The sequence below is a fragment of the Brevibacterium siliguriense genome (assembly GCF_900105315.1).
Lineage (GTDB): Bacteria > Actinomycetota > Actinomycetes > Actinomycetales > Brevibacteriaceae > Brevibacterium > Brevibacterium siliguriense.
This window is the reverse complement of sequence record NZ_LT629766.1, coordinates 22323-44781: the sequence shown is the minus strand read 5'-3', so window position 1 is coordinate 44781 and position 22459 is coordinate 22323. Positions and strand designations below refer to the sequence as shown.

19 protein-coding genes are annotated in these 22459 nt (G+C 58.6%); 8 read left to right on the top strand and 11 right to left on the bottom strand.

The annotated features are described in order from the left end of the window. Positions 1 to 19: 19 nt before the first annotated feature. Positions 20 to 976, bottom strand: a complete 957-nt coding sequence (locus tag BLU88_RS00180) for a C-terminal binding protein (protein ID WP_092008986.1) — start codon at positions 974 to 976, stop codon at positions 20 to 22. A gap of 374 nt (positions 977 to 1350) precedes the next feature. Here BLU88_RS00180 and BLU88_RS00175 point away from each other — a divergent pair, with 374 nt between their 5' ends. The 7 genes from BLU88_RS00175 (at position 1351) to BLU88_RS00145 (ending at position 10842) form a co-directional block, all read left to right on the top strand. After that, on the top strand, positions 1351 to 1794 hold the full coding sequence (locus BLU88_RS00175) for a cytidine deaminase family protein (protein WP_092008985.1): 444 nt from the start codon (positions 1351 to 1353) through the stop codon (positions 1792 to 1794). Further along, on the top strand, positions 1718 to 2254 hold the full coding sequence (locus BLU88_RS19085; RefSeq protein WP_407922839.1) for a VOC family protein: 537 nt from the start codon (positions 1718 to 1720) through the stop codon (positions 2252 to 2254). The genes BLU88_RS00175 and BLU88_RS19085 overlap by 77 nt, the downstream gene beginning before the upstream one ends. Continuing rightward, complete coding sequence (locus tag BLU88_RS00165; protein WP_092008983.1) at positions 2251 to 3447, top strand: fumarylacetoacetate hydrolase family protein; 1197 nt, start codon at positions 2251 to 2253, stop codon at positions 3445 to 3447. Before BLU88_RS19085 ends, BLU88_RS00165 begins: the two co-directional genes overlap by 4 nt. A 61-nt stretch (positions 3448 to 3508) precedes the next feature. Further along, positions 3509 to 4867, top strand: a complete 1359-nt coding sequence (locus BLU88_RS00160; RefSeq protein WP_092008982.1) for an NAD-dependent succinate-semialdehyde dehydrogenase — start codon at positions 3509 to 3511, stop codon at positions 4865 to 4867. Positions 4868 to 4900: 33 nt separating this feature from the next. Further along, positions 4901 to 6538 (top strand): aldehyde dehydrogenase (NADP(+)), encoded by a 1638-nt coding sequence (locus BLU88_RS00155; protein WP_092008981.1) that lies wholly within the window; start codon positions 4901 to 4903, stop codon positions 6536 to 6538. 627 nt (positions 6539 to 7165) lie between these two features. Then, entirely contained in the window at positions 7166 to 8623 is a 1458-nt protein-coding gene (locus BLU88_RS00150; RefSeq protein ID WP_092008980.1) for an MFS transporter, read from the top strand. A gap of 548 nt (positions 8624 to 9171) precedes the next feature. Further along, the gene (locus BLU88_RS00145; protein WP_197678157.1) at positions 9172 to 10842 is read left to right on the top strand and encodes an APC family permease; all 1671 of its coding nucleotides are present in this window, start codon (positions 9172 to 9174) and stop codon (positions 10840 to 10842) included. Positions 10843 to 11070: 228 nt separating this feature from the next. Here the strand turns inward: BLU88_RS00145 and BLU88_RS00140 are convergent, their stop codons facing one another. The 4 genes from BLU88_RS00140 to BLU88_RS00125 are packed head-to-tail and all read right to left on the bottom strand — an operon-like array spanning position 11071 to position 15850. After that, positions 11071 to 12786 carry a DUF2326 domain-containing protein gene (locus tag BLU88_RS00140; protein ID WP_092008978.1) on the bottom strand — a complete coding sequence of 572 codons (1716 nt, stop codon included), beginning with the start codon at positions 12784 to 12786 and terminating at the stop codon, positions 11071 to 11073. Next, positions 12780 to 13016, bottom strand: a complete 237-nt coding sequence (locus BLU88_RS19080; RefSeq protein ID WP_092008977.1) for an ABC-three component system middle component 6 — start codon at positions 13014 to 13016, stop codon at positions 12780 to 12782. The genes BLU88_RS00140 and BLU88_RS19080 overlap by 7 nt, the downstream gene beginning before the upstream one ends. Continuing rightward, positions 13009 to 13797 (bottom strand): ABC-three component system protein, encoded by a 789-nt coding sequence (locus BLU88_RS00130; RefSeq protein ID WP_157688892.1) that lies wholly within the window; start codon positions 13795 to 13797, stop codon positions 13009 to 13011. The genes BLU88_RS19080 and BLU88_RS00130 overlap by 8 nt, the downstream gene beginning before the upstream one ends. Before the next feature lie 43 nt (positions 13798 to 13840). Continuing rightward, positions 13841 to 15850, bottom strand: coding sequence for an acetoacetate--CoA ligase (locus BLU88_RS00125; RefSeq protein WP_092008967.1), 2010 nt, complete (start codon positions 15848 to 15850; stop codon positions 13841 to 13843). A 208-nt stretch (positions 15851 to 16058) separates the two neighbouring features. Between BLU88_RS00125 and BLU88_RS00120 the strand changes: the two genes are divergently transcribed. Continuing rightward, positions 16059 to 16793: a FadR/GntR family transcriptional regulator gene (locus BLU88_RS00120; RefSeq protein ID WP_092008965.1), complete on the top strand. Its 735-nt coding sequence runs from the start codon at positions 16059 to 16061 to the stop codon at positions 16791 to 16793. Between the two features lie 108 nt (positions 16794 to 16901). Here the strand turns inward: BLU88_RS00120 and BLU88_RS00115 are convergent, their stop codons facing one another. From BLU88_RS00115 to BLU88_RS00090, 6 genes are all read right to left on the bottom strand, one after another. Next, the gene (locus BLU88_RS00115; RefSeq protein ID WP_092008963.1) at positions 16902 to 17663 is read right to left on the bottom strand and encodes an SDR family NAD(P)-dependent oxidoreductase; all 762 of its coding nucleotides are present in this window, start codon (positions 17661 to 17663) and stop codon (positions 16902 to 16904) included. A gap of 97 nt (positions 17664 to 17760) precedes the next feature. Next, a complete protein-coding gene (locus BLU88_RS00110; protein ID WP_092008962.1) occupies positions 17761 to 18642 on the bottom strand; it encodes a fumarylacetoacetate hydrolase family protein in 882 nt (293 codons plus the stop codon). Between the two features lie 102 nt (positions 18643 to 18744). After that, positions 18745 to 19737, bottom strand: a complete 993-nt coding sequence (locus tag BLU88_RS00105; RefSeq protein WP_092008961.1) for an aldo/keto reductase — start codon at positions 19735 to 19737, stop codon at positions 18745 to 18747. Next, on the bottom strand, positions 19734 to 20636 hold the full coding sequence (locus BLU88_RS00100; protein ID WP_092008960.1) for an amidohydrolase family protein: 903 nt from the start codon (positions 20634 to 20636) through the stop codon (positions 19734 to 19736). The genes BLU88_RS00105 and BLU88_RS00100 overlap by 4 nt, the downstream gene beginning before the upstream one ends. Beyond that, positions 20633 to 21049, bottom strand: a complete 417-nt coding sequence (locus tag BLU88_RS00095; RefSeq protein WP_092008959.1) for an RbsD/FucU family protein — start codon at positions 21047 to 21049, stop codon at positions 20633 to 20635. The genes BLU88_RS00100 and BLU88_RS00095 overlap by 4 nt, the downstream gene beginning before the upstream one ends. An 11-nt stretch (positions 21050 to 21060) precedes the next feature. Continuing rightward, positions 21061 to 22455, bottom strand: a complete 1395-nt coding sequence (locus tag BLU88_RS00090) for a sugar porter family MFS transporter (RefSeq protein WP_231939500.1) — start codon at positions 22453 to 22455, stop codon at positions 21061 to 21063. Between the last annotated feature and the right edge of the window lie 4 nt (positions 22456 to 22459).

The following is a 22459-nucleotide window of genomic DNA, read 5'->3' as shown; positions in this document are numbered from 1 at the left end:
CATCTATTCTTGTGTCGTATTATGCAACCGGGCAACGAAGCTCGGCGCCTTCTAACGCGCGTATTGCTTCTTCACTAGCAAGGCGCTGGAGGTTGTCAATTGACTCTTCATCGTAAAACGCGGCGTGTGGAGTCAGCAATACGTTTGTAACTAACCGAAGCCTCGAATCTTTAGGTGCTGGTTCAGGACGCGTAACATCAAGAAGTGCTCCGGAGAGATGACCTGAATCGACAGCTTCAGCTAAAGCATCCTCGTCAATCAGTCCACCCCGAGCAGTGTTAACGACGAACGCACCTTGAGGCATTTTCGCAAGAAAGTCCTTGCCCACCACGGATTCCGTTTCTGTTGTGAGTGGTGCATGAACTGACAGCGCAGTGGTACGTAGGGCCAGCTCATTAAGATCCACCTGCTGAACACCGAGTTCGTTAAAGATGCTCGGGGGCGCGAATGGATCATATGCGATGGTCGTGACTCCGAACGGACGCAACCGTTTATGTACGGCCTGCGCGATTCTGCCAAAACCAAGCAACCCGAGCGTATGCTGTCGCATGCTCAAAATCGGTCCGAGGCCAGTGGGCTTAATCCAACCGTGGTCATGGATCTCTCTGTTGAAAGAAGCGATTCTCCGAGCCAGCGTGAGTAGAGCCGTTGCTGCATGGTCCGCAACTGTCTCAACGCCATAGTCTGGAATATTCGCCACTCGAACCCCTGCAGTTTTTGCGGCCTGCAGGTCAACGTTGTCAAATCCAATGCCGTACCGAATCACGGTGCTTCCGCGTTTCATAGTGCTGAGCACGCGAGAGGTCATGGGAGCGAAGTTCACAAACGCCACGTCGGCTCCTTGGACAGCCTGAATTGCGGCGTCTTCCGTATCAACTGAGTACTCGGCGAACTCAGCCCCGGTGAGTGCCGCAGCAGCCTGTTCGTGTTTGGTGTCCGCGAAAGCGTGGTCCGTGACCACCATGCGTGGTGACATGAATTTCCTCGATCTTCGTCATTGAATTGGATGCTTCCTCCTTTGACTGCAACGACCCCATGGTCCCACTAGCCAGTCTGAGGGAAACGCAAATTCTTGTTCTCGGATGGACTTAGCTGTCATCCTATCATAGTATGAATAACGGTAAGCGGAATGACTGACCAAAGAAGGAGGCATCCGTGGGGCTACGAACGATGTGGTTGAAGCCACGAGCGTCGGGGAAGTTTGCGCTATTGGAGGGGCCCCTAGCGCTTCGCCAGCGCGTGAGGATTTGCCGCCCAACTAGTGCCTCGATACTTCAACTGGGCCAGCCGGCGGAATCATGCAAACAGAGAACCAGGCTCACGGTTGCACTGAAACGTAAGGAGGCGTGAATGATTCGTAAACCCACCACCGCGGATCGCGAACTTTATTCCACGGCAAGAAGACTAATGGAACAGCATCACGATCCTGAACTGCACCAAGTGGCTGCGGCAGCCAGAGGTGATGACGGACAAATCTACTGCGGTATTCACCTGGGGTCACGGCGCGTGAATGTTTGCGCTGAGTCGTCAGCCGTAGCGAATGCTGTTATGGCGGGCGCTGAGAAAATTACCGCAATCGTCGCGGTCTGCAAGAACGACCAGGGTGACGTAATCGTCACTAATCCGTGCGGAGTTTGCAGGGAGCTTATGGACTCATATGCGGATGACATCTCCATCATGATTGATAGCGCCGGCGAAGTCACCATGGCCTCACTGAATGAGCTCATGCCCCACCGGTGGATGTTTCCCCACGAAAACGATTGGACACCTAATGACCCAAGTATCAGCCAGTAATCAAGCACCCCAGCGGCATCCCAGGATGACCGATGTCTGCTTGGTCGCGCACGATATTGAGAAGAGTGCGAGATTCTATACAGAGAAGCTTGGATTCAAACTGCGTAGCCGTATGCCCGGGTTCGCTGATTTTGAAGGCCCAGGGGTGATCCTCGCGCTTTGGGAGGGCCCCCATCTCGAGGAGAATACGGGAGTCCCTGGCCGTGATCCGCGTGGTACGGGCAGGAGCGTCATGCTCGCCTGTGAGCTGGAGTCTCCAGCAGCGGTAGACCGAACGTATGCAGAGTATCGGGCGCGTGGAGTTGAATTTTATAGCGAACCGAAAGACTTTCCGTGGAATGCGCGATGCGCGTATTTCGACGGACCAAACGGTGAATTCTGGGAGTTCTTTGCCTGGTACGAGGGTGGAGAACCTGGCATCGCCTCAGACAATAACCACGATGAAAAGAGAAACCGTTGAACGCACCACGAATTCGAGCAAGTGACATATTGCCCGCACAGCGCGGTGGTTTCCACGTTGGCAGAATATTCAACCCGGAGGTTGGCGGGCCTTCGATCGTGCTGGCTGACGGTGAAGAACTCATTGACATCACCGATTTAGGGCCGACGACTTCCGTGCTCTTTGCCAGAGAGGATCTTCTTGCTACGCTACGCGATGCGCAAAGCGACCACGAGCGTCAACGCTGGCTGCTTCAGGATGCGCTTGAGTTCGATCCGCAAATTTCACCTGCAAGCGATTTGCGTCTGCTTTCGCCCATTGACCTGCAAGTAGTGAAGGCCGCGGGAGTTACCTTTGTCGAATCGATGCTCGAGCGCGTAATCGAGGAGCACTCGGGGGGCGATTCCACCAAGGCAGAGGGGATCCGCAGTCAACTTACCGAATCGATCGGCGGGGCGATCTCTTCCATAGAACCCGGCTCTCCGGACGCCGCGAAAGTCAAAGACATACTCAAGGCCGAAGGACTTTGGTCGCAGTACTTGGAAGTCGGCATCGGACCCGACCCTGAAATCTTCACGAAAGCTGCAGTGCTGTCATCAGTGGGTACAGGCAGTCTCATCGGGGTGCATGCAAAGTCTAGTTGGAACAATCCCGAACCAGAAGCGGTGATTGTGGTCCGATCTGACGGGCAGCCAATAGGCGCAACGCTCGGAAACGACGTGAACCTGCGTGACTTCGAAGGGCGCAGTGCACTCCTACTCACCGAGGCAAAAGACAACAATGCGTCATGTGCGATTGGACCTTTTGTTCGTATCTTCGATGAGGACTTTGATATGGATTCAGTTCGCAACTTGGACGTGGATCTCAGGGTTGAGGGCGAAGACGGCTTTGTGCTCGAAGGCACTAGCTCTATGAAGAACATCAGCCGAGACCCGGTAAGTCTCATAGCGAGCGCTTGGGGTGAGCACCACCAGTACCCAGACGGCTTCGTGCTGTTTACCGGAACACTGTTCGCTCCAACACAGGACCGGCACACAAAGGGCGGTGGGTTTACGCATGATCTTGGTGACATCGTTCGTATCTCTACACCGTCGCTTGGTGCGCTTGTGAATGAGGTAACGCAATCACAGGACGCGCCAGAGTGGACAGACGGAATATGGAACTTCATTCAAAACCTTAGTGCCCGCGGGCTGCTGAAAGCCGATCCCGCCTAGGACTTGATCGGTACTTAAGCGTCTCCAACTTACCCAAGCACGAAAGATAAGGACTTACACAATGTACGCAGTAACGAACCCGGCAACCGGTGAAACAATCAACACTTTCGAGTCTCTTACCGACGACGAGCTCCAGCTCGAGGTTGAACTGGCCGCTGCTGAATTTGCAAAGTGGAGCGCACGAACGCGCAAGGATCGCGCCGCGATTGCGAATAGAGCTGCCGATCTATTCGAAGAGCGCACCGAAGAATTCGTCACAATCATGACTCGCGAAATGGGTAAACTTAGTGACGAAGCGCGTGGTGAAATGGGGCTCGTCGTTTCTATCTTCCGCTACTACGCGGACAACGCTGAAACTCTTCTAGCGGATGAAGAACATGACATTGAGGGTGGCCAAATCACGATTCGCCGGCGCCCAACCGGTGTAATTCTTGGCATTATGCCGTGGAACTTCCCGGTGTATCAGGTTGCTCGCTTTGTTGCGCCAAACCTTGTGCTCGGGAACACTCTGCTACTTAAGCACGCATCGAACTGTCCTGAATCAGCTCTTGCCATCGAACAGGTTCTCCACGATGCCGGCATGCCTGATGGCGCATACCGCAACCTGTTTGTTTCAAGTTCGAAGGTCGAACAGGTAATCGCACACCCGGCGGTGCAAGGTGTTTCTTTGACAGGCAGTGAGGCTGCGGGGCGCTCCGTTGCAACACTCGCGGGCAAGCACCTGAAAAAGGTCGTCCTTGAGCTCGGCGGTTCAGATCCACTGATTGTCTTGGACTCCGACGACATTCAGCAGACTGCTCAAGATGTGGTTGAAGCTCGCTACAGTAACGCGGGTCAAGCGTGCAACGCCCCCAAGCGCATCATCGTGCTTGACGACCTGTACGACGACCTCGTTGCAGCGGCAATTGAAGCAACAAAGAATTTCAAGCTCGGAGATCCAGCTGACTCTGAAACTACGCTGGCGCCCCTGTCATCGCGCGATGCTGCTGAGGAGGTCGCCGAACAGATCAAACAGGCCGTTGCAGACGGTGCAACACTCCATACTGGCGGAGACCTCGTCGATGATGAGACCGCCTTTATGACACCAGCCGTTTTGACGGATGTCAACAAGGACAGCGCTGCTTACCGTGATGAGATCTTCGGTCCGGTTTCACTGTTCTTCCGCGTTAAAGATGTTGATGAAGCGATCAAACTCGCCAATGACACTAAGTATGGGCTGGGATCTAGCGTATTCAGTACGGACCGTGAGCGGGCGCGAGAGGTTGGTGCCCAGATTGACGCGGGAATGACCTATGTCAACCAAGCTGGAGGATCACAGGCTGATATGCCGTTTGGTGGAGTAAAGAGCTCGGGCATCGGCCGCGAACTCGGTCCGCTGGGCATTGATGAGTTTGCTAACAAGATGACGATCCGCCACTAGCCATCCGACACTCTCGTAAGAAGGGGAGACAAAATGTCAGATACGACTCGAATTCAAGCCGGTGAAAAGAACACATTGGTTGGCGCATCGATCATCGCGGGGAAGCCAGTCATAGGCAACCATGGGGCGAGCCACGCTGTGAATCCTGCAACCAACGAGAGCCTGGAACCCAGCTACACCCTCGTCGACCGGGAACAGCTCAGGGAGGCAACCCGGGAAGCGAAAGCAGCATTCGCGTCCTACTCGGTAACTGACTTGGGTACACGTGCCGCGTTTCTTGAAACTGTCGCGGACTATCTTGACGCACTGGCTGAACCGCTCACGGAGCGCTACGTGCTTGAAAGTGGGCTGCCACGTGCCCGTGCTGAGGGTGAACGCGGGCGCACTGTCAACCAATTGCGCATGTTTGCAAACGTGGTGCGTCAGGGCGATTTCATCGGCGCACGCATAGATCCGGCAATTCCAGATCGAAATCCGTCCCGAGTGGACATTCGACAGCGGAAGGTTCCCCTTGGCCCCGTTGCGGTGTTTGGCGCTTCGAACTTTCCTCTTGCGTTTTCAACCGCTGGCGGCGACACGGCCTCAGCGCTGGCCGCTGGTTGCCCAGTCGTTTTCAAAGCACATAACGCCCACCCTGGCGTAAGTGAGCTAGTTGGCAAAGCTATTACCGACGCAGTTGCTGATCATGGCCTACACCCGGGTGTGTTCTCACTTGTTTTCGGGCCCGGCCGCATCGTTGGTCAGGCGCTCGTGGCGGATGAAGCGATTAAGGCTGTTGGCTTCACCGGTTCGCGCCAGGGCGGACTCGCACTGGTCGAGACGGCTCAGAGCCGCCCGGTGCCGATACCGGTATACGCTGAGATGAGTTCAACTAACCCGGTATTTGTGCTTCCGGGTGCTCTGAAACAGAATGTTGACGCGCTCGCCGAGGAGTACATTGCTTCGGTGACGGGATCATCTGGCCAACTGTGCACTCAGCCGGGACACGTTTTTGTTCCAGCCACCGATGACGGTAACCGATTTGTTGAGGCAGTTATTCGTGCGGTCCAAGAGGTGGACGGCAAGACAATGCTGACACCCGGAATCGCGGATGCCTGGCTTGAAGGGACTACGCAGCTAAGCGGTCAGGGTGGCATGAACCTGCTCGGGCGGGGCGAAGGTGGCCAGACAGAAAATGCACCAGCGCCCGTCATATTTGAGGCTGACTTGGCTTCTTTCGTGGCGAACCCAGAAATGCAAATAGAAGTATTTGGTGCTGCGTCGGTTGTTATTCGATATGGCAATTTCGACGAGCTCGTAGAGTCAATTGCTCATCTTGAGGGGCAGCTAACAACTACACTCCAGATGGATGTTGAGGACTCCGAAGATCTCAGGGCGGCAGCTGACATATTGCCCGCGGTAGAAAGCCTCGCGGGACGCATTTTGGTGAACGATTGGCCCACGGGCGTAGAAGTTGGTCATGCGATGGTTCACGGTGGGCCATTTCCGGCGACCTCTGATCCGCGCACGACATCGGTTGGCAGCATGGCTATCGAACGCTTCCTGCGACCGGTTGCCTACCAGAACCTGCCAGCGGCGCTTTTACCTGATGCGCTAAAGGAAGAAAATCCTTGGAACCTGACGCGCCGGGTTGATGGCAAGCTTCAGCCCTGCGAAGCAGGAAGCCAATAATACAAGGTCCGAACTAACAAATAGAGCCTCGCTGTGTGAGCCATTCGCTCAGCGAGGCTCTATCCTCACTCGGACGTTCACCCGGATGCCCCCTTCCCCAGGGCTGCTCACCCGGGCCAGATGCCATGTCGGCCGGCGACCATTTCTCCACAAAGCCCGACAGGTCTGTCGCCGGGAGGGCGCAAACTCTAGACGAGAAAAACAGCTAGACAATCCACTCGCGCACTTGTCCTATCATAGTATGAATGGTAATCTCAAGAAGAGAGTTGACGATCCCGTTAATGGCGACGGACAACACTCCTGATATTGAAGGGAGCCACATTCAATGATGAACGGTGCAGGATTAAATCAAACCCGCAACAATGCCGTAAGCCACGAAGTAGCAAACTGGCGAAGAGTCGGACTAGCCCCTGATAGGCAGTTTAATGCGGGCTGCGTTGCCTTTGCGAATAGGCCTACATCCAACAGCTAAAGAACGCCTCGAAGAGGCGTGACTTACCTTAAGCTTCCCATTGGCTACTTTGGGCCTTGGCGGCAGGCAAACAGCGTGAAATATGCGCCGTCTCAAAAATCACCAGCAATTCGCTGTAAAGATCAATCAACCACCACCCACGTTCATTTTCCCAAATGATGAGTGAATGTGGCCATGAAGGGAAATCTGAAATGGCAAAGCAGCCTGTGTCGGATATCGTGCAGTTAACGAGGCGAACTGAGATTAATAGAACCAGGAAGTCAGCGTGGGTAGTTCTCGCGGCAATGGGCCTAGCGGCACTAATCGCGCAGATGTACAGTACCGTTGTAGCGCCGGCGCTTCCGAGCATGACAGAAGACTTGACGCTTACGCCCACTGCCTCAGCCTGGTTAACGTCCGCTTATAGCCTAGCCTTTGGGGCTTCGCTAGTCGCTGGTGGTCGAATGGGCGAACTCGTCGGTGAAGTCAAAATAATCGTCATCGGACATGTCATACTGGCTAGCGGAATAATCGTATCTGCAATTTCAGTTGCCGCGCCTCTTATGATTAGCGGTCGGATTATTCAGGGTATCGGAGTCGGAATTTGCGCTCCAGCTACCCTGACTATTGTGGTAAACACGTTTCCGAAGCGACGCCTAGGGTTTGCAATTGGACTCTGGGGATTCGCGCATGGATTCGGACTGTTTGTTGGCCCCTTAATTTCTTCTTGGTTGCTGGACGCAGCTGGTTGGCGCTGGACATTCTGGCTTAGTCTGCCGCTGGCGGTAGCAGTTACTGCCGTGACAATCGCAGCTACACGAGGATACAGTAGCGTACTGGCCAAGGGAAGATACGATGTTCCTGGCCTTATCTTCGGCGTGGGTGGAATTGCATTTGTCACTTATGGTCTGCAAAACGCTTCGGAGACTTGGAATTCACCTGCTACGTGGTTGACGCTTGCTGTCGGTGTGATACTTCTTGGCATCTTCGTGTTCATTGAGCTGAAGGTTGACAATCCGCTTGTGGACTTCAATCTATGGAAGAGTCGGTTATTTTCTGTTGGATTCTTCGCCCAAGCTGCGGTCGGGTTCGTCTATATTCCGTTCTTGGTATTTATCGGGTCTCTCTATTTTATTAACGTCTTGGGATATTCGCCTGTCAAGGCAAGCTGGGTCATCGTGATTACTACGGGCATCTGCATGCTTGCGGAGCCGGTAGGTGGAATGTGGGTGGACAAGAGTGGAGCTCGGGCCCCTATTACTTCGTCACTCGTAATGCAGGCGGTAGCACTCATCTGGGTCGGACTCTTTTTCACGCCAGATATGGCATTCGTGGAATTAATCATCCCCTTGGCCCTAATGGGTGTTGGTGTGGGGATCGCAATCCCTGCCTGTAATACGGCCGGTATGTCGGAGATTGAACCCAAACAATCTGGACAAGCTTCGGGTCTGCTTCAAATGACATTTAACATCCCCGCATCGTTCGGCGTGGCCGTTGTAACTTTTGTAAGTGGCTATATTTCGAGGAGCACGCCTTCGGATGGCATCACGACATCCATGCTGGCGTTGGCAGTCGTAGTGCTGGTTGGAGCTGTATTCACCTACCTGACGCTTAAACGTCGTGCGGACGCTTGACTTGCATATCTAATCGGCGGGTTCTGATTCTAATATTGGCAGCTGAGCTGGTTACGGTCCTAGCGATCATGTTTCGCGACCGCTGAGTGCGTGTCTGTGGTGGCTGGGCGTTCGCTCCCGTTAGATGGTCCAGGAACTCCGTGGCAGAGCGACACCGTCCTCGAATAGCTCACACCTGTGCGAGTCTGAACAAATCGCTGGCCGTCACAATCTCGACGTCTTCTGTGCCGTCGAGGTTTTGACGGCCAGCTCATCGCAGGTCCTTGCTGTGCTCTGACGATTCTTTTGGTCCAGTGCACCATGCACTGGCAGACTCACATCTTCTATTTGAGCTGGCCCCCCCCATCACGTCGGCGCCCACCTCAAGTGCTGAAACCTCACATAGTGACCCGAAAAGGTCCACCATTCGACCCCGGACACGGAAAAGCCGTGTTTGGGGTCGTCTGCGTCTGTGACCTTGCCAAATAACCTGGCTATGTAATTGACATCACTGAATGACAGGAGAAAACTAGCCGCGGAAATATAGCCGTCAATCCTGGGAGGCAAAGGTGCCCTCACACAGTTTCCTGTCATCGGGCTCGCCCACGAGCGTGACCGTCGTCCACGACAAAGGGCTCAAGCGCGATATCGGCAAGACCGGTCTGCTCTTCACCGGAGTCGGGTCGATCATCGGCTCCGGTTGGCTCTTCGGCGCCTTCGATGCTGCGAGCATGGCCGGCCCGGCCGCGATCCTGTCGTGGGCCCTGGGTGCGGTCCTTATCATCTTCGTGGCTCTGAACTACTCCGAGCTCGGTGTCATGTTCCCTGTCGCCGGCGGTGTCGTGCGCTACCCGCATTATGCGTTCGGTTCGTTCGCCAGCTACACCAGCGGGTGGATCACGTGGCTGTCGGCGGCGGGAACCGTCGGCATCGAGGTGCTCGCGGCCGTGCAGTACGCCTCGAGCTATATGCCGTGGCTGATGGAGTCGAAAGAGGGCGTCCTCGTCCTCACCGTGCCGGGCATCTTCGTGTCCATCGCGATGGTCGCGGTCTTCTGTGTCATCAACATGTTCGGTGTGAAGTTCTTCGCCCAGTTCAACAACGTCCTCGTGTGGTGGAAGCTGCTCGTCATCGTCCTCGTGTTCATCGGGCTGGCGCTGCTGGCGTTCAACCCCGGTCACTTCCACATGCCCGAGTTCGGCGGTTTCGCTCCCAACGGTATCGCCCCGATCTTCGCGGCCCTGCCCGCGGCGGGCATCGTCTTCTCCTACCTCGGTTTCCGTCAGGGTGTGGAGTTCGCCGGCGAGACGAAGAACCCGCAGAGGAACGTGCCCTTCGCCGTCATCGGTTCGATCGTGCTCACCGGCATCATCTACATCCTTCTGCAGGTCGCGTTCATCGGTGCCATTCCCACCGACCTGCTCAAGGACGGGTGGGGCGGACTGTCGTTCTCGAATTCGGCGGGACCGTGGGCGGAGATCGCGATCATGCTCGGCGCGATGTGGCTGGCGATCATCCTCTACATCGACGCTGTTGTGTCCCCGGCCGACACCGGCCTGATCTTCACCGCGCTCACCCCGCGGCTGTCGTACTCGCAGGCACGAGTGGGCAATGCTCCGAGCGCTATGACGAAGCTGAACAAGAAGGGCATCCCGTGGTTCGGTCTGCTCATCACGTTCATCGTTGCGTGCTTCCTGTTCTTCCCATTCCCGTCGTGGGCGAAGATGGTCGGGTTCATCACCTCCGGCACCGTCATCTCCTTCGGCTCCGGCCCGATCACGGTCGCGGCTCTGCGTCGTCAGCTGCCCGATCAGGAACGTCCGTTCCGTCTGCCAGGCGGGGACGTCCTGCCGTTCCTCGGATTCCTCGCTGCGAACCTCATCGTGTTCTGGACCGGGTGGGACACGAACTGGAAGCTGTTCCTGGCGATGGCGCTCGGCTACGTTGTCCTCGGCCTGCACTATGCGTTCAGCGACCGCAGCAAGATCCCGCCTCTGCAGTTCAAGTCCGGTTGGTGGATGATCCTGTGGCTCGGGGGACTGGCCGTGCTCAGCCTGCTGAGCAACTACGGCGAAGGTGCCCTGAACGTGCTTACGTTCGGCTGGGGCGAACTGGTCTGCACCATCTTCACCGCCATCGTCTTCTACGTCGGCATCAAGACCCGGCTCAAGTCGGACGAAGTCGTCACCAACGTCGAGAACACCAAGGAGACCGCAGCCGAACACATCGACGGGGAGTGATTCCGTCGAATCGTTTGTTGTGAGATAGCGAAACCCTCGCCGAGTCGGCCCGACCCCCGTACATCCACGAACAGCGGAGTACGGGGTCGGGCTGGCCGGGTGGCTTCTGCACCCCGGTCTATTTCCTCTTCCATTAGAGAGGGCAAGGTAACTGCCGAACGGCGAAGCCTATTCGGAATAGTCTGCAGGGTGAAACAAAGGGCGTTTTTCGCGAGCTAGACCCAATCGTTAGAACTCTCGGCCGACAAGTCCGCCAACTTCTGTGTCCAATATTGTGCGCACAATGCCAGCCTTAAACCAGTCTCGCTCGAGTAGTTCGTCCGGTACATCATTACTGTTGATAGTGCAGATGTACTGTCCGCCTGTCGACTCGACCATCGATTGCGCGAATTGCAATGCGCCCGCTCGTTGACGAGGATCGACGCCGTCGAAGACAGAGGAATCGTGCACGAGGAAATCGGGATGATGCGCGGAAGTGATGCCTTCTTCGAGCATTGTGAGATCAAAGCAGAATAGGGTCATCCTGTCCACGCCGGTGCTCCCTGAGCCAGCGGCACGTATCGCGAACTTATACCCCGCGTCATCGACGGATACCGTCAGAGCCGCATCTTTACCGTAAAGTGCTCTCATCTTTTGACTGTACCGGTCGCTTATTCGGTCCAGCTTCTCTCGCGTCGCAGTTAAGTATTTGGTCGCTTCGTTCCGTTTCGTGGACTGCTCCAACTTGAGCTCTTCTCGACGTGTCACAAGCTCACGGGCTTGCTCGATCTGGAGGTCAAGTGCGGCCATGCGAGCTTCGATATCGCTGAGCTCGGCGCGCATCTCGTTGAGTTCATCGAGCGCGCCCCCAGCATCAAGCGTTCGTAAGAAGCCATCTCGTTGCTCGTCAAGTTGCGAAAGTTCCGAAGCACGTGCCGCGATGCGTTCATCGAGAACTTCAATTTCGCCGCGCAGAAATGAGCGGCGATTTGCCAAGAGCGTGTCGTGGAAACTGCGGACCTGGTCAGATCGGCGTCTGAAACCGTCGGCAAGGATTGCACCGGCTGCGCCGAGTAGGTCCTCGACCGGCAATGCGTCGGTCTCTTCGATTTCAAGGGATGAGAGATACAACGCGCGCATGCGCTTGTCAACGACCGCCTCGTCCCGTAGGCCGCTGATCTGAGCCGTTAGTTCATCAGCACGCGCGACCAGCGAGTTCGGGTCCTCGAGGATGCGGAACCCCGAGATGCGTTTCCTCCACTCGTCGGCCTCATTTTTCAGAGCGGCGCGTTCCATAACGAGTTCGTCTTCGGGACGGAGCGTCGCGACCAGTCCCTCTTTAGACGCGGCGGTGATAGTTTTTAGTTGTTCCAAACCTTTTTTGACGGCGGCTAAATCGCGGATCACTTCCCAATCCAACCCGAGCAGAAATGCAACATGCTCACGGCTGTTTATCGCGCTCTGTTGCGCGACTACCTTTAAAGGGTCTTTTGGGGTATGAGTCCTTATCACATAAGACAAAAGTGTGCGCACCGATATTCCGCCGGTTACCTGGCGCTCTTCCGGCTCCAACTGAAAAAGCGAGAGTCCTAGAAGCGCTTTCCAGCTGTCTACGGAGATCTGCCCTTCTGAGAGCCATGGATTGATGACCTCATGCGCAGGATCATCGGCCGATATCGAGAGCCACCGGCCACTCGCTAGAGAACGTGTCGCTGCAACTTTGCCGCCGAACATTTCCAGCGTCAGGGTGACTTTCCATCCGTCTTCGGCAAGCGGTTGCAAGCTCTTATCGAGATTACCGGCCAAAACGTAGTTCAACAGCATGAGCATTGTCGACTTGCCACGAGCGTTGCGACTGTCCTGGTCGGTGGAATCGTGTGCTCGGTCGGCGATGACCGCATTGAATCCTGGCTGGAAGTTGATAGCTTTAAACTCGTTACGGTTCGCGGTAAGGCTAATCAGCACGGCGAAACCCTCACCATCTGGTCATCGTAGTTGAGAACTCCCGCTCCGTAGAGAAAAGTCAGAGCTGTAACGAAACTATCGTACGTTGACGCGTTAGCCGAACGTCTGTGTTCCCCGTACAGTTGCCCTACGCTCAATGCTCGGTCGCCCAAAAGCGCTAGCAATGCAGCGGCTTCACCGACGATGGTGCGCTCAAGCGGCGTAAACTTGTCTGGGAAGATCTCACTCATGCTCAAATACCTCGCAAATCTCGAAGAGATAGGCGACCACCGCGAGCGCGGCCGCACGAACTCGAGGATTGTCACGCGGGCCAGCGTTCTCGATCGCAGTCTCGACAAGGTAGTCGAATACATCATCTGGCTCGAGGTTCTGCGCGCGCGCGGCGTAGTATTCACTCTTGAACTGCGCAACTAAGCTATGACCAAAAGAGGGCGCGATTGTGGTTTGAAAGCTGATGAAGGCTTCGACGCGTGTCGCCTGGGACAAACCAGCGGTGATCCGCTGAACGGATTTTTCGCCCAGCTCATTTAGCTCAATTTTCTCCTGTACTGGCAATGCGAGTTCTACGTCGAGATTCGGAGATGTCGCCGGCGTGCTGGCGAGCACAGTGCACACTACTTCGAGCTCCTCGAATGTCACTTTGCCAAGAGCGTTCCTCACAGCACGCTCCACAGCAATCTCATGTTTACGTTTGGCGTCCTGCAAGAACTCGCACGTGTGGAGATTTAGCTGTGAATCCACGGCATCGTGATGCGGGCTACACAAGTAGATCAAATTGTCTGCTGAGCCTCGTTCTTCCGGCGTCATTGTTTCGTCATAGCGGGGCCCATCAGGACTCGCCGCGGCAATGTGCGCAACTCGACCGGTCGCCTTGGGACGGTCGCCGTCGGCCCTAGGATCCACAGTCAGATCTGTTCCGCAGCCAGGATAGGCGCATTTGTTGCCGCTTCGAGCAATGACAACCTTCTCCTGAGCGGGGGGTACGCGGTCCCGCCGAGATGTCTGAGCCATATTCGAATTATATCGGGCTAGTTCTGGTTGGCCTTAAGTCGTGTCACTCGACTGTCATCACCTTGCCCGACGCGAGCCCGCTACCACCAGCAAACCGCGCAAAGTACTCCAGCGCCTCGAACGAATCCACAGCATCCGGATTCGCCACACGATCCAGATCATGCCCCTGAATGAGCCGCTTCACCGGGACTTCGAGCTTCTTCCCCGTCCGAGTATGCGGAATGGCCGGAACCGCGATGATGTCATCGGGCACATGTCGCGGCGACGCCTTCGACCGCAGCTCCCCAGCAATCCGGTCCCGCAACCCGGAATCCAACGAAACCCCAGATGCCAACACAACGAATAACGGCATCCAATACCCGCCGTCCGGCTGCTCGGCGCCGATGACCAGGGATTCGGCCACCTCTGGGATGCCGTCGACGACGTCGTAGATGTCGGCGCTGCCCAGGCGCACGCCCTGCCTGTTGAGTGTGGCGTCCGAGCGGCCTGAGATGGTGACGCTGCCGTGGTCGGTGATGGTGATCCAGTCGCCATGGCGCCAGACTTCGGGGAACATCGAGAAGTACGTGTCGCGGTAGCGCTCACCGTCCGGGTCGTTCCAGAACTTCACCGGCATCGACGGCATCGGGGCGGTGATGACCATCTCGCCGACCTCGCCCACCAAAGGATGACCAGCATCGTCCCAGGACTCCAACGCCACACCGAGGACCGGCCGTGAGAGTTCCCCGGCCCAGATCGGCACGTTCGGGGCGGATCCGGCGAAGCCGCTGACGACGTCCGTGCCGCCGCTCGTCGAAGCCAGCTGCACGCGCTCGCCGACGGCATCGCGCACCCATGGGAAGCAGTGGGCGGGCACCGGGGCTCCGGTGGCACCGATCGTCCGCAGCGCGGAGAGGTCGAACTCCCTGCCGGGTTCGATCCCGGCCTTCATCCCGGCCAGGAAGATTCCGGGACTCACCCCGAGCACATTGGCCTTCGTGTCCGCGGCGATCTCCCATAGCCGGCCCGGCCCCGGGTAGAGGGGACTGCCGTCGAAGCACACCGTGGTCGCACCGCCCACCAACGCCGAGGCGACGAGGTTCCACATCATCCAGTTCGTATTCGTATACCAGAAGAATCGGTCACCCGGCCGGATGTCGAGGTGGAGACCCAGCAGGCGCAGGTGATCGATGACGACCCCTCCGTGGCTGTGCACGATCCCCTTGGGAATCCCCGTCGTACCCGAGGAATACAGCACCCACAGCGGGGTATCGAAATCAACGCGCGTGAACTCGGGTTCAACATCCGCGGAGGCGATATCGTCCCAGGCGGTGAGGTTCGTGATCTGACCGTGTTCAACGATGAATTCCTCGCCGAGGTTGCCCACCCCGACCACGGCCCGCAGGCTCGGCATCCGGTTGGCCAAATCCGCGACCTGGTCGCGGCGGTCGAAAGCTTGACCGTTCCACAGGTAGCCGTCGGCGGCGAAGAGCACCTTCGGTTCGAGCTGGCCGAGTTTAGTCGCGGCACCTTCGGCGGCGTAGTCCTGAGCACAGGCAGACCAGATCGCACCGATTGAGGCAGACGCGAGGAAAGCGATGAGCGTGTGGTGGGTGTTCGGCAGGTAGCCGACGACACGGTCGCCTTCGCCGACTCCTTGGATGCGCAGCCAGGCGGCGACGGATCCGACCTGGCGGCGCAGTTCGCGCCAGGTGGTCTCGGTACGAGTGCCGGATTCTTTGATCGTGATGATGGCCGGTTCGTTGGCGAGTTTGTCGTCGAGTCCGGCTCGCAGGGCGTGTTCGGCGTAATTCAACCGAGTGCCGGGGAACCAGTCGGCACCGGGCATGGACCGATCGGAGAGGACTTCGGTGTAGGGCTCATCGGCGATGACGTCGAAGAAGTCCCAGACCGCACCCCAGAACCCGTCGAGGTCGCTCACCGACCACTTCCACAGATCGTCATACCCTGCCATGGATTTGCCAGTGCGCTGGTTGGCGTAGTCGGTGAAGTCGGCGATCTGCGGTCGCGGGGTCTGGTCGGGGTTGGGAAGCCAGATCGGTTCAGCGGTCAATTCTTCTCCTCAGCACAGCGGTGGGCATTGGCGTATGAGTCTCATCAGGAGGAACGACTCGGTTCGTCCTATAAGTGACGTGCTGAGTCCACTTTACGCGGGAGCAGACGATGCCTGTCGTCGCCTGTGCCCCATGTTCGTGCGTATTGGTATGAAGAAGCCCGGCGCAAATGGCGAGACCAGGTGGAGAGTGTACTAGGTTGAGGTCATGGCACTGACGGACGACGCACTCGAGAAGATCAAAGAACTCATCGTCAGCGGTGAGCTCGGGCCAGGGGACCGCCTCCCCCCGGAGGCCGAACTATCCGAACGGCTCGGTCTCTCGCGCAATTCACTGCGAGAGGCGGTGAAGGCTCTCGACTTCATCAACGTCCTCGATGTCAGGCGCGGGTCCGGCACGTATGTCACGTCCCTCGCCGCCGAGGACATGGTCGAGGCAGTGTCGTTTCTTGTCGACGTCCACGCGTCGGGGTCCTTGCGTGAGATTCTTGAGGTCCGGCGCATCTTCGAAGCAGAAACCGCCTATCGTGCTGCCTCACGCATCGACGAGACTGGCCTCGATGAGCTTCGGGCCACAATCGCTGACACCGACCCGACTTCGATTGAGTCGTTGGTTGCACAGGATTTCGAGTTCCATTCCACGATCGCCCGTTATGCGGGCAATGACTACTTGGCAGCAATGCTCGAAGCCGTCTCCGTGAAGACGACGCGGGCAAGGACGTGGCGGGGGATGAGCGAAGACGGGGCCGTGGAGAAGACGTTGAGCGAGCATCGCGCGATCATCGATGCGCTCGCCGCCGGTGACGCGCGTCTGGCTCAATCGATCATGGTTCTGCATGTCACCGGAGTACAGCGCTGGGTAGATCATGTCGACGTCGACGATGAGGATGCCATCGGCGCCGACGCCGATATCGCCCAAACCCCACCAGCGTCAGGCGATTGATCACCTGAATCGGTTGATCTGACATTTGACGAATCACAAACGCCGAGGCGGCTGTGCGCGGAGAGTCGTTGCTCCCGCCCACAGCCGCCTCGGCGTGTGAAATGAGATTCATTCGGCGCGCAATCGCAACCCCTGCATACCTCCGTCGACGGCCAGAGTGGAGCCAGTCGTCGAGCCCTGCAGGGGGCTGGCCAAGAACGCAATGGAACGGGCCACCTCGACCGGCTCGACGAGTCGACCGTGGGGCTGACGCGCATTGAGCTGACGCAGCTCCTCCTCGGGTTTCTCTGCCTTCGACATCAGGCCACTCATCACCCAGGGGGTGTTCGCGGTACCCGGGCACACAGCGTTGATGCGGATGCCTTCGCGGACGTGGTCGGCCGCCATGGCCAGGGTCATCGAGTAGATGGCTCCCTTGGTCGCGGAATAGAGTACTCGCTCGGGCAGACCAGCAGTCGCGGCGATCGACGAGGTGTTCACGACAGCCGCGTGCTCGGACTTGCGCAGATAAGGCAGCGCCGCGGCGGTCACGCGGGCGACGGAGACGACGTTGACGTTGAGGACCTTGTTCCACTCGGCATCGTCGTTCGCATCGACCTGGCCCTGGGCTCCGATGCCTGCGTTGTTGATGACGATGTCGATTCCGCCGTATTCCGCGGCAGCAGACTCGACGGCGGCTTCGACCGAGGCACGGTCGGAGACATCGCACTGCAGTCCGAGAGCACCGTGCGGGGCTCCGTCGGGGTTGAGGTCGAAGACGGCGACGTTCGCACCGGATTCCAGCAGCAGCTCAGCGACGGATCGGCCGATGCCTGAGGCTCCTCCCGTGACGATCGCGGTCAGTCCGGCGAATTCTTCTGATGTGCTCATTTCATTTCGGCTTTCTCAATAGTTGTGATCCGTGTAAATCGAGGAACGTTGGCCCAGCAGACTGAAGAAGTCGGCCCATCTTGCCGATCCTGTCTGCTCAGCCCAGGAGCAGGTCGGCGCCGACTCCGGCGGGAACCTCGACCTGGAAGAACTCCTGGCGCTGCCGGCCGAGTCCCTCGATCTCGACCTCGGACACATCGCCGGGAACCAGATAGGGGAATTTGCCGGACAGGGCCACACCTTTTGGGGTTCCCGTGGAGATGATGTCGCCGGGTTCGAGCTGCATGTACTGGGAGAGGCGGAAGACGATGTCCTCGACGGGGAAGATCATGTCCGAGGTCGACGAACCCTGGCGCGGTTCGCCGTTGACCCAACTGGAGAGTGAGAGATCGTGGGCATCAATTGCGTCCGCGGTCACGAGGACCGGCCCCAGCGGCATAGAGTCCTTCACGCACTTGCCCTTCGACCACTGTCCGCCTGAGTGGACCGACTGGTAGTCGCGCTCGGACAGGTCGTTCGCGGCGAGGTATCCGCCGATCACGTCCAGGGCTTCCTCTCGGCTTTCGAGGTAGGCGGCCTGCTTGCCGATGACGATGCCCAGCTCGACCTCCCAGTCGAACTTCTGTGCCCGCGGCGGGATGCCGATCGCATCGTACGGACCGGTGATCGTATTCGGTGTCTTGAAGAAGATGATGGGCTGTTCGGGGGCTGGGTCACCGGACTCGGCCGCATGCTCGGCATAGTTCTGTCCGATGCAGATCACTGCGGACGGGCGGGTGATCGGGGCGCCGATGCGCTGGCCCTCGACGTTGACCTTCGGCAGGCTCCCCGTGTCTAGGGCCTGCGTCACGCGTGCCGGCCCGTCGGCCCAGAACGCCGGGTCGATATCACTGACAACGCTGCTGATGTCGAAGTGATCATCTCCGACACGAACGACGGGCGTCTCCTGATCGCGTGCGCCGATTCTCATGAACTCCATGGGTATCTCCTTCTGCGGGTGTTTTGACGGGACCGAAGACTCGGTCTCTTGCTGTGGGGTGAGCTGACAAGCGCCAAACCTGTCCGGTACAGACCTACGCACTCATTCGCCGAATGACTTCGGGTCGACGGCGAGCAGTCCGGCCGCGACCGCGTCGGTCCAGAAGGCATCGGGTACAGGCTGGCGGAAGAGGTCCGTGTTGCGTCGGACCTGAGCGGCGGTGCGCATGCCCACAGTTACGTTCGTGACGGCCGGGTCCCGGTAGCTGAACGCCAGTGCGGCGGCGGGTAGGGTCGTGCCGTGTGAGGCCGCGAGTTCCGCGAGATTCTGCGCCTTCTCGACGATCGGGGCCGGGGCATCCTCGTAGTTGTACTTCGCCTGTGCGAGGGGGTCTTCGTTGGCGAGGATGCCCGAGTTGAAGACCCCGACGTTGACGATTCCCACGCCGCGGCGCTCGCACTCGGGGATGAGCTCTTCACGTCCGCCTTGTTCGAGCAGGGTGTAGCGACCGGCCTGCATGACGAGGTCGATATCGGTCTCACGGACGAAGCGAGCGAGCATCTCGGCCTGGTTCATACCCGCGCCCCAAGCTCCGATGATGCCTTCGTCGCGGAGCTGGTTGAGCATGGGCACTGCCCCGTCGATTGCCTCGGTCCAAAAGTCGTCGGGGTCATGGATGAAGACGATGTCGATCTTCGCCAGGCCCAGCCGCTCGAGGGACTCCTCAATTGAGCGGCGAATGCCGTCACCGGAGTAGTCGCGCACGCGCACACGGTCTCCGGGCACCGCGAAGCCCTCGTCATCGAGTTGGCGCGGTTGGTCAGCCGGACGGATCAGACGTCCGACTTTCGTTGAAAGCAGGAACTCGTCTCGTGGGCGATCGGACAGAACCTCGCCGATGCGGCGCTCACTCAGTCCGAGACCGTAGTGGGGAGCGGTGTCGAAGTAGCGGATTCCCTGGTCCCAGGCCTCAGTGACAGTTCCGACGGCTGTTTCATCGTCGATGCTCCGGTAGAGGTTCCCGATCGGTGCACCGCCGAAGCCGAGTTTGCGCTGGTCGTGCAGTCGGCGGACGACAGGGTTCTTGATGGTCATGATCGATTCCCCAATCCATAGAATTCGATGGCGGTTCCGCCGGTGACCGCGGCTGCCTCGTCGGCGGTGAGTCGCTTGCGGAACTCTGAGTTGACTGCGTTCATCCACTCGGGGGCCGTGAGACCGTGGGCGAGGGTGGAGACCGGATGGTCGGTGCCGAGCATCGTCCGCTGTGCCCCGAACACCTCGATCATCTCGATGAAGTCGCGGACGAGTTCATGTGCACGTGCGACATCGACAGGGCCGGTGATCTGCCCGGGCAACCCGGAGAATTTCACGTGCAGTCCGGGCAGGCTGGCCAGGTCCCGCATTGATTGGGCCCAGACCTTGCGATCGGAGATCGGACCGTCGGGCATGGGTTTGCCGAGGTGGTCGATGACGATTCCCGCAGCCGAACCGCGGGCACTGGCGATCGCGTCCAGGAAACCGGTGAGCTCCGGCAGCTGGCCGCCGCGGACGCAGATGTCGAACGTCAGGCCCGCATCGAGGACAGTGATGATTCCGTCTCTCAGCAGCGGAGCCGCCAGCGACGAAGCGAGTTCGAGATCGCCGAGGGGACGGCCCTCGAGATTGTCTCGCACTCCGACCACGAGTGGATTCTCGCCCAGTTTCGCAAGCATCTCGCTGAGGTGGGAGTCGGTGAGGTCGACGGCCGCTACGAGTCCCCAGATCGTGGGGAATCTATCGGACATCTCGGCAAGCCATTCCACTTCTGCAGTGGTCTGATCCTTCGCGGCGCCGGCCTCGATGACGACAGCTCCAGAGGTCGACGACGGAATGTCCTCGGGCAGACTCGTCTGCGGAAGCTGAGGAATCTCGGTCATCCACGGGTAGTCGAGCCTGCTCCTGTCCCACAGGTGCAGATGTGTGTCGACGACGGGCGGCGCGGGCGTAATCATGCTGTGACGACCCCGACAGTGAGCAGGAGGTTGGCATACTGGCGTTCATCACCGGTGGCGATGACGACGGCGACATCGGGTTCGCGCGCGGCATCGTAGAAGGCGAACCGCTCGTGGCCGATGAAGGAGACCCCGGGCAGGATCTCTTCGTAGCCGGTGACTGCGGGTGCCTTCGACGAGTCCGCTGTGAGCATGAACTCGCAGGATTCGACGGTCATCGTCCGGCTCATCGGGAGGAGTACCTGATCAACCGTGAGCAGTCCGGGCGCGACATTCAGTCCGATGCGTTCGGCGGTGGCGGGCGCACCGGTGACGTGTGGATAGTTGCCGTCGGCGAGCAGGATCTTCGATCCGTGGCCGCACCGCGCGAGCGCCGCCAGCAGTTCCGGGTGAGTAATCGGTGTGGTGAGCATGGGTTCTCCGCTCAGTTCTGGGTCGAGGACTGGGGGTGCTTGGCGGCTCGTTCGGTCCGCCAGAATGCCTCGATCTCCTCGAGAGATCTGTTGGACGTTTCGGGTACCCGCGCGAGGACGAACCACAGTGCGCTCGCGGACAGCAACGCGAAGATGAAGAACACGATCGATCCTATGGCGTCGAGGGCGACGGGGAAGGCCCAGGAGAAGATCGCATTGAATAGGTACTGGGCGAAAGTGATGATTCCGGTGCCGATGGCGCGGATCGATAGGGGAAGGACCTCAGGGACGAGGAGCCAGAAGACCGGTCCCATGCCGATGCCGAAGGCGAAAGTGTAGATGAAGACGGCGAAGATGCTGATCCATCCTGCATCAGGCAGCAGCCAGAGTCCGATCATTGCGATGGTCTGACCGATCATCGAGATCGCGAGCAGTTTCACGCGTCCGAGCTTGTCGATGATGGGCAGGGCGATGGCGGTAGAGGCGACGAGGGCGATGCCGACGCCATAGTTCGCATAGGCTCCCGCGTTGGCGCCCATGCCGGACTCCGCGAAGATGATCGGCGCGTAGTAGACGACAGCATTGATTCCTGTGAAGACCTGGAAGAAGGTGAGGATGAGGAGGACGATCATCGGTCGGCGCGCCGACCGCAGGACCATGCCGATGCCGCCTTCTTGCTGAGCGAGGCTGGCCTTGATGTCATTGAATTCCAAGCGGGCGATTTCTTCGGTGCCGCGAAGGGAATTCAACACCTGCCTGGCATCGTCGTCACGGCCGCGGGTGATCAGCCACCGGGGACTGGCGGGGGCGAGCACCATGCCGATGAGGAAGATGACAGCGGGCAGTGCTCCGATGCCGAGGATCCATTCCCACCGACCCGAAGCCTGGAAAGCGTCGCCGACGATGTAGGCGGCGAGGATTCCGAAGTTCACGGCCAACTGGTAGAGACCGGTGAGGAGACCGCGGATTCGGGTGGGGGAGAGCTCGGAGAGGTAGATCAGCCCGAACATGTTGGCGATGCCTACGCCCAGTCCGAGGAAGAATCGGGCAGCGCCGAGCACCACCGGATTGGGGGCGATGGCACAGGCGATTGAGCCGATGAGGAAGATGACGGCTGCCACGATAAGGAGGTGGCGACGATCGAATCGTCTCGCGGCAAGCGTGGCACCGATGATCGACGGCAGGGCACCCCACAGGAGCAACGAGGTGATGAGCCCCTGTTCTCCGACGTTGAGCCCCATCTGATCGATGAGGAGAGGCAGGGCCCCGGAGATCGCGCCCGAGTCGTAGCCGTAGAGCAGTCCGGAGAACCCGGCAAGGACTGCGATGAGGATAACCTTGCCTGGAATCGGTTCCTTCGAATGGTCGCGAGCCATGTCAACAGCGGTGTCAGATGATTCAGTCACGTCG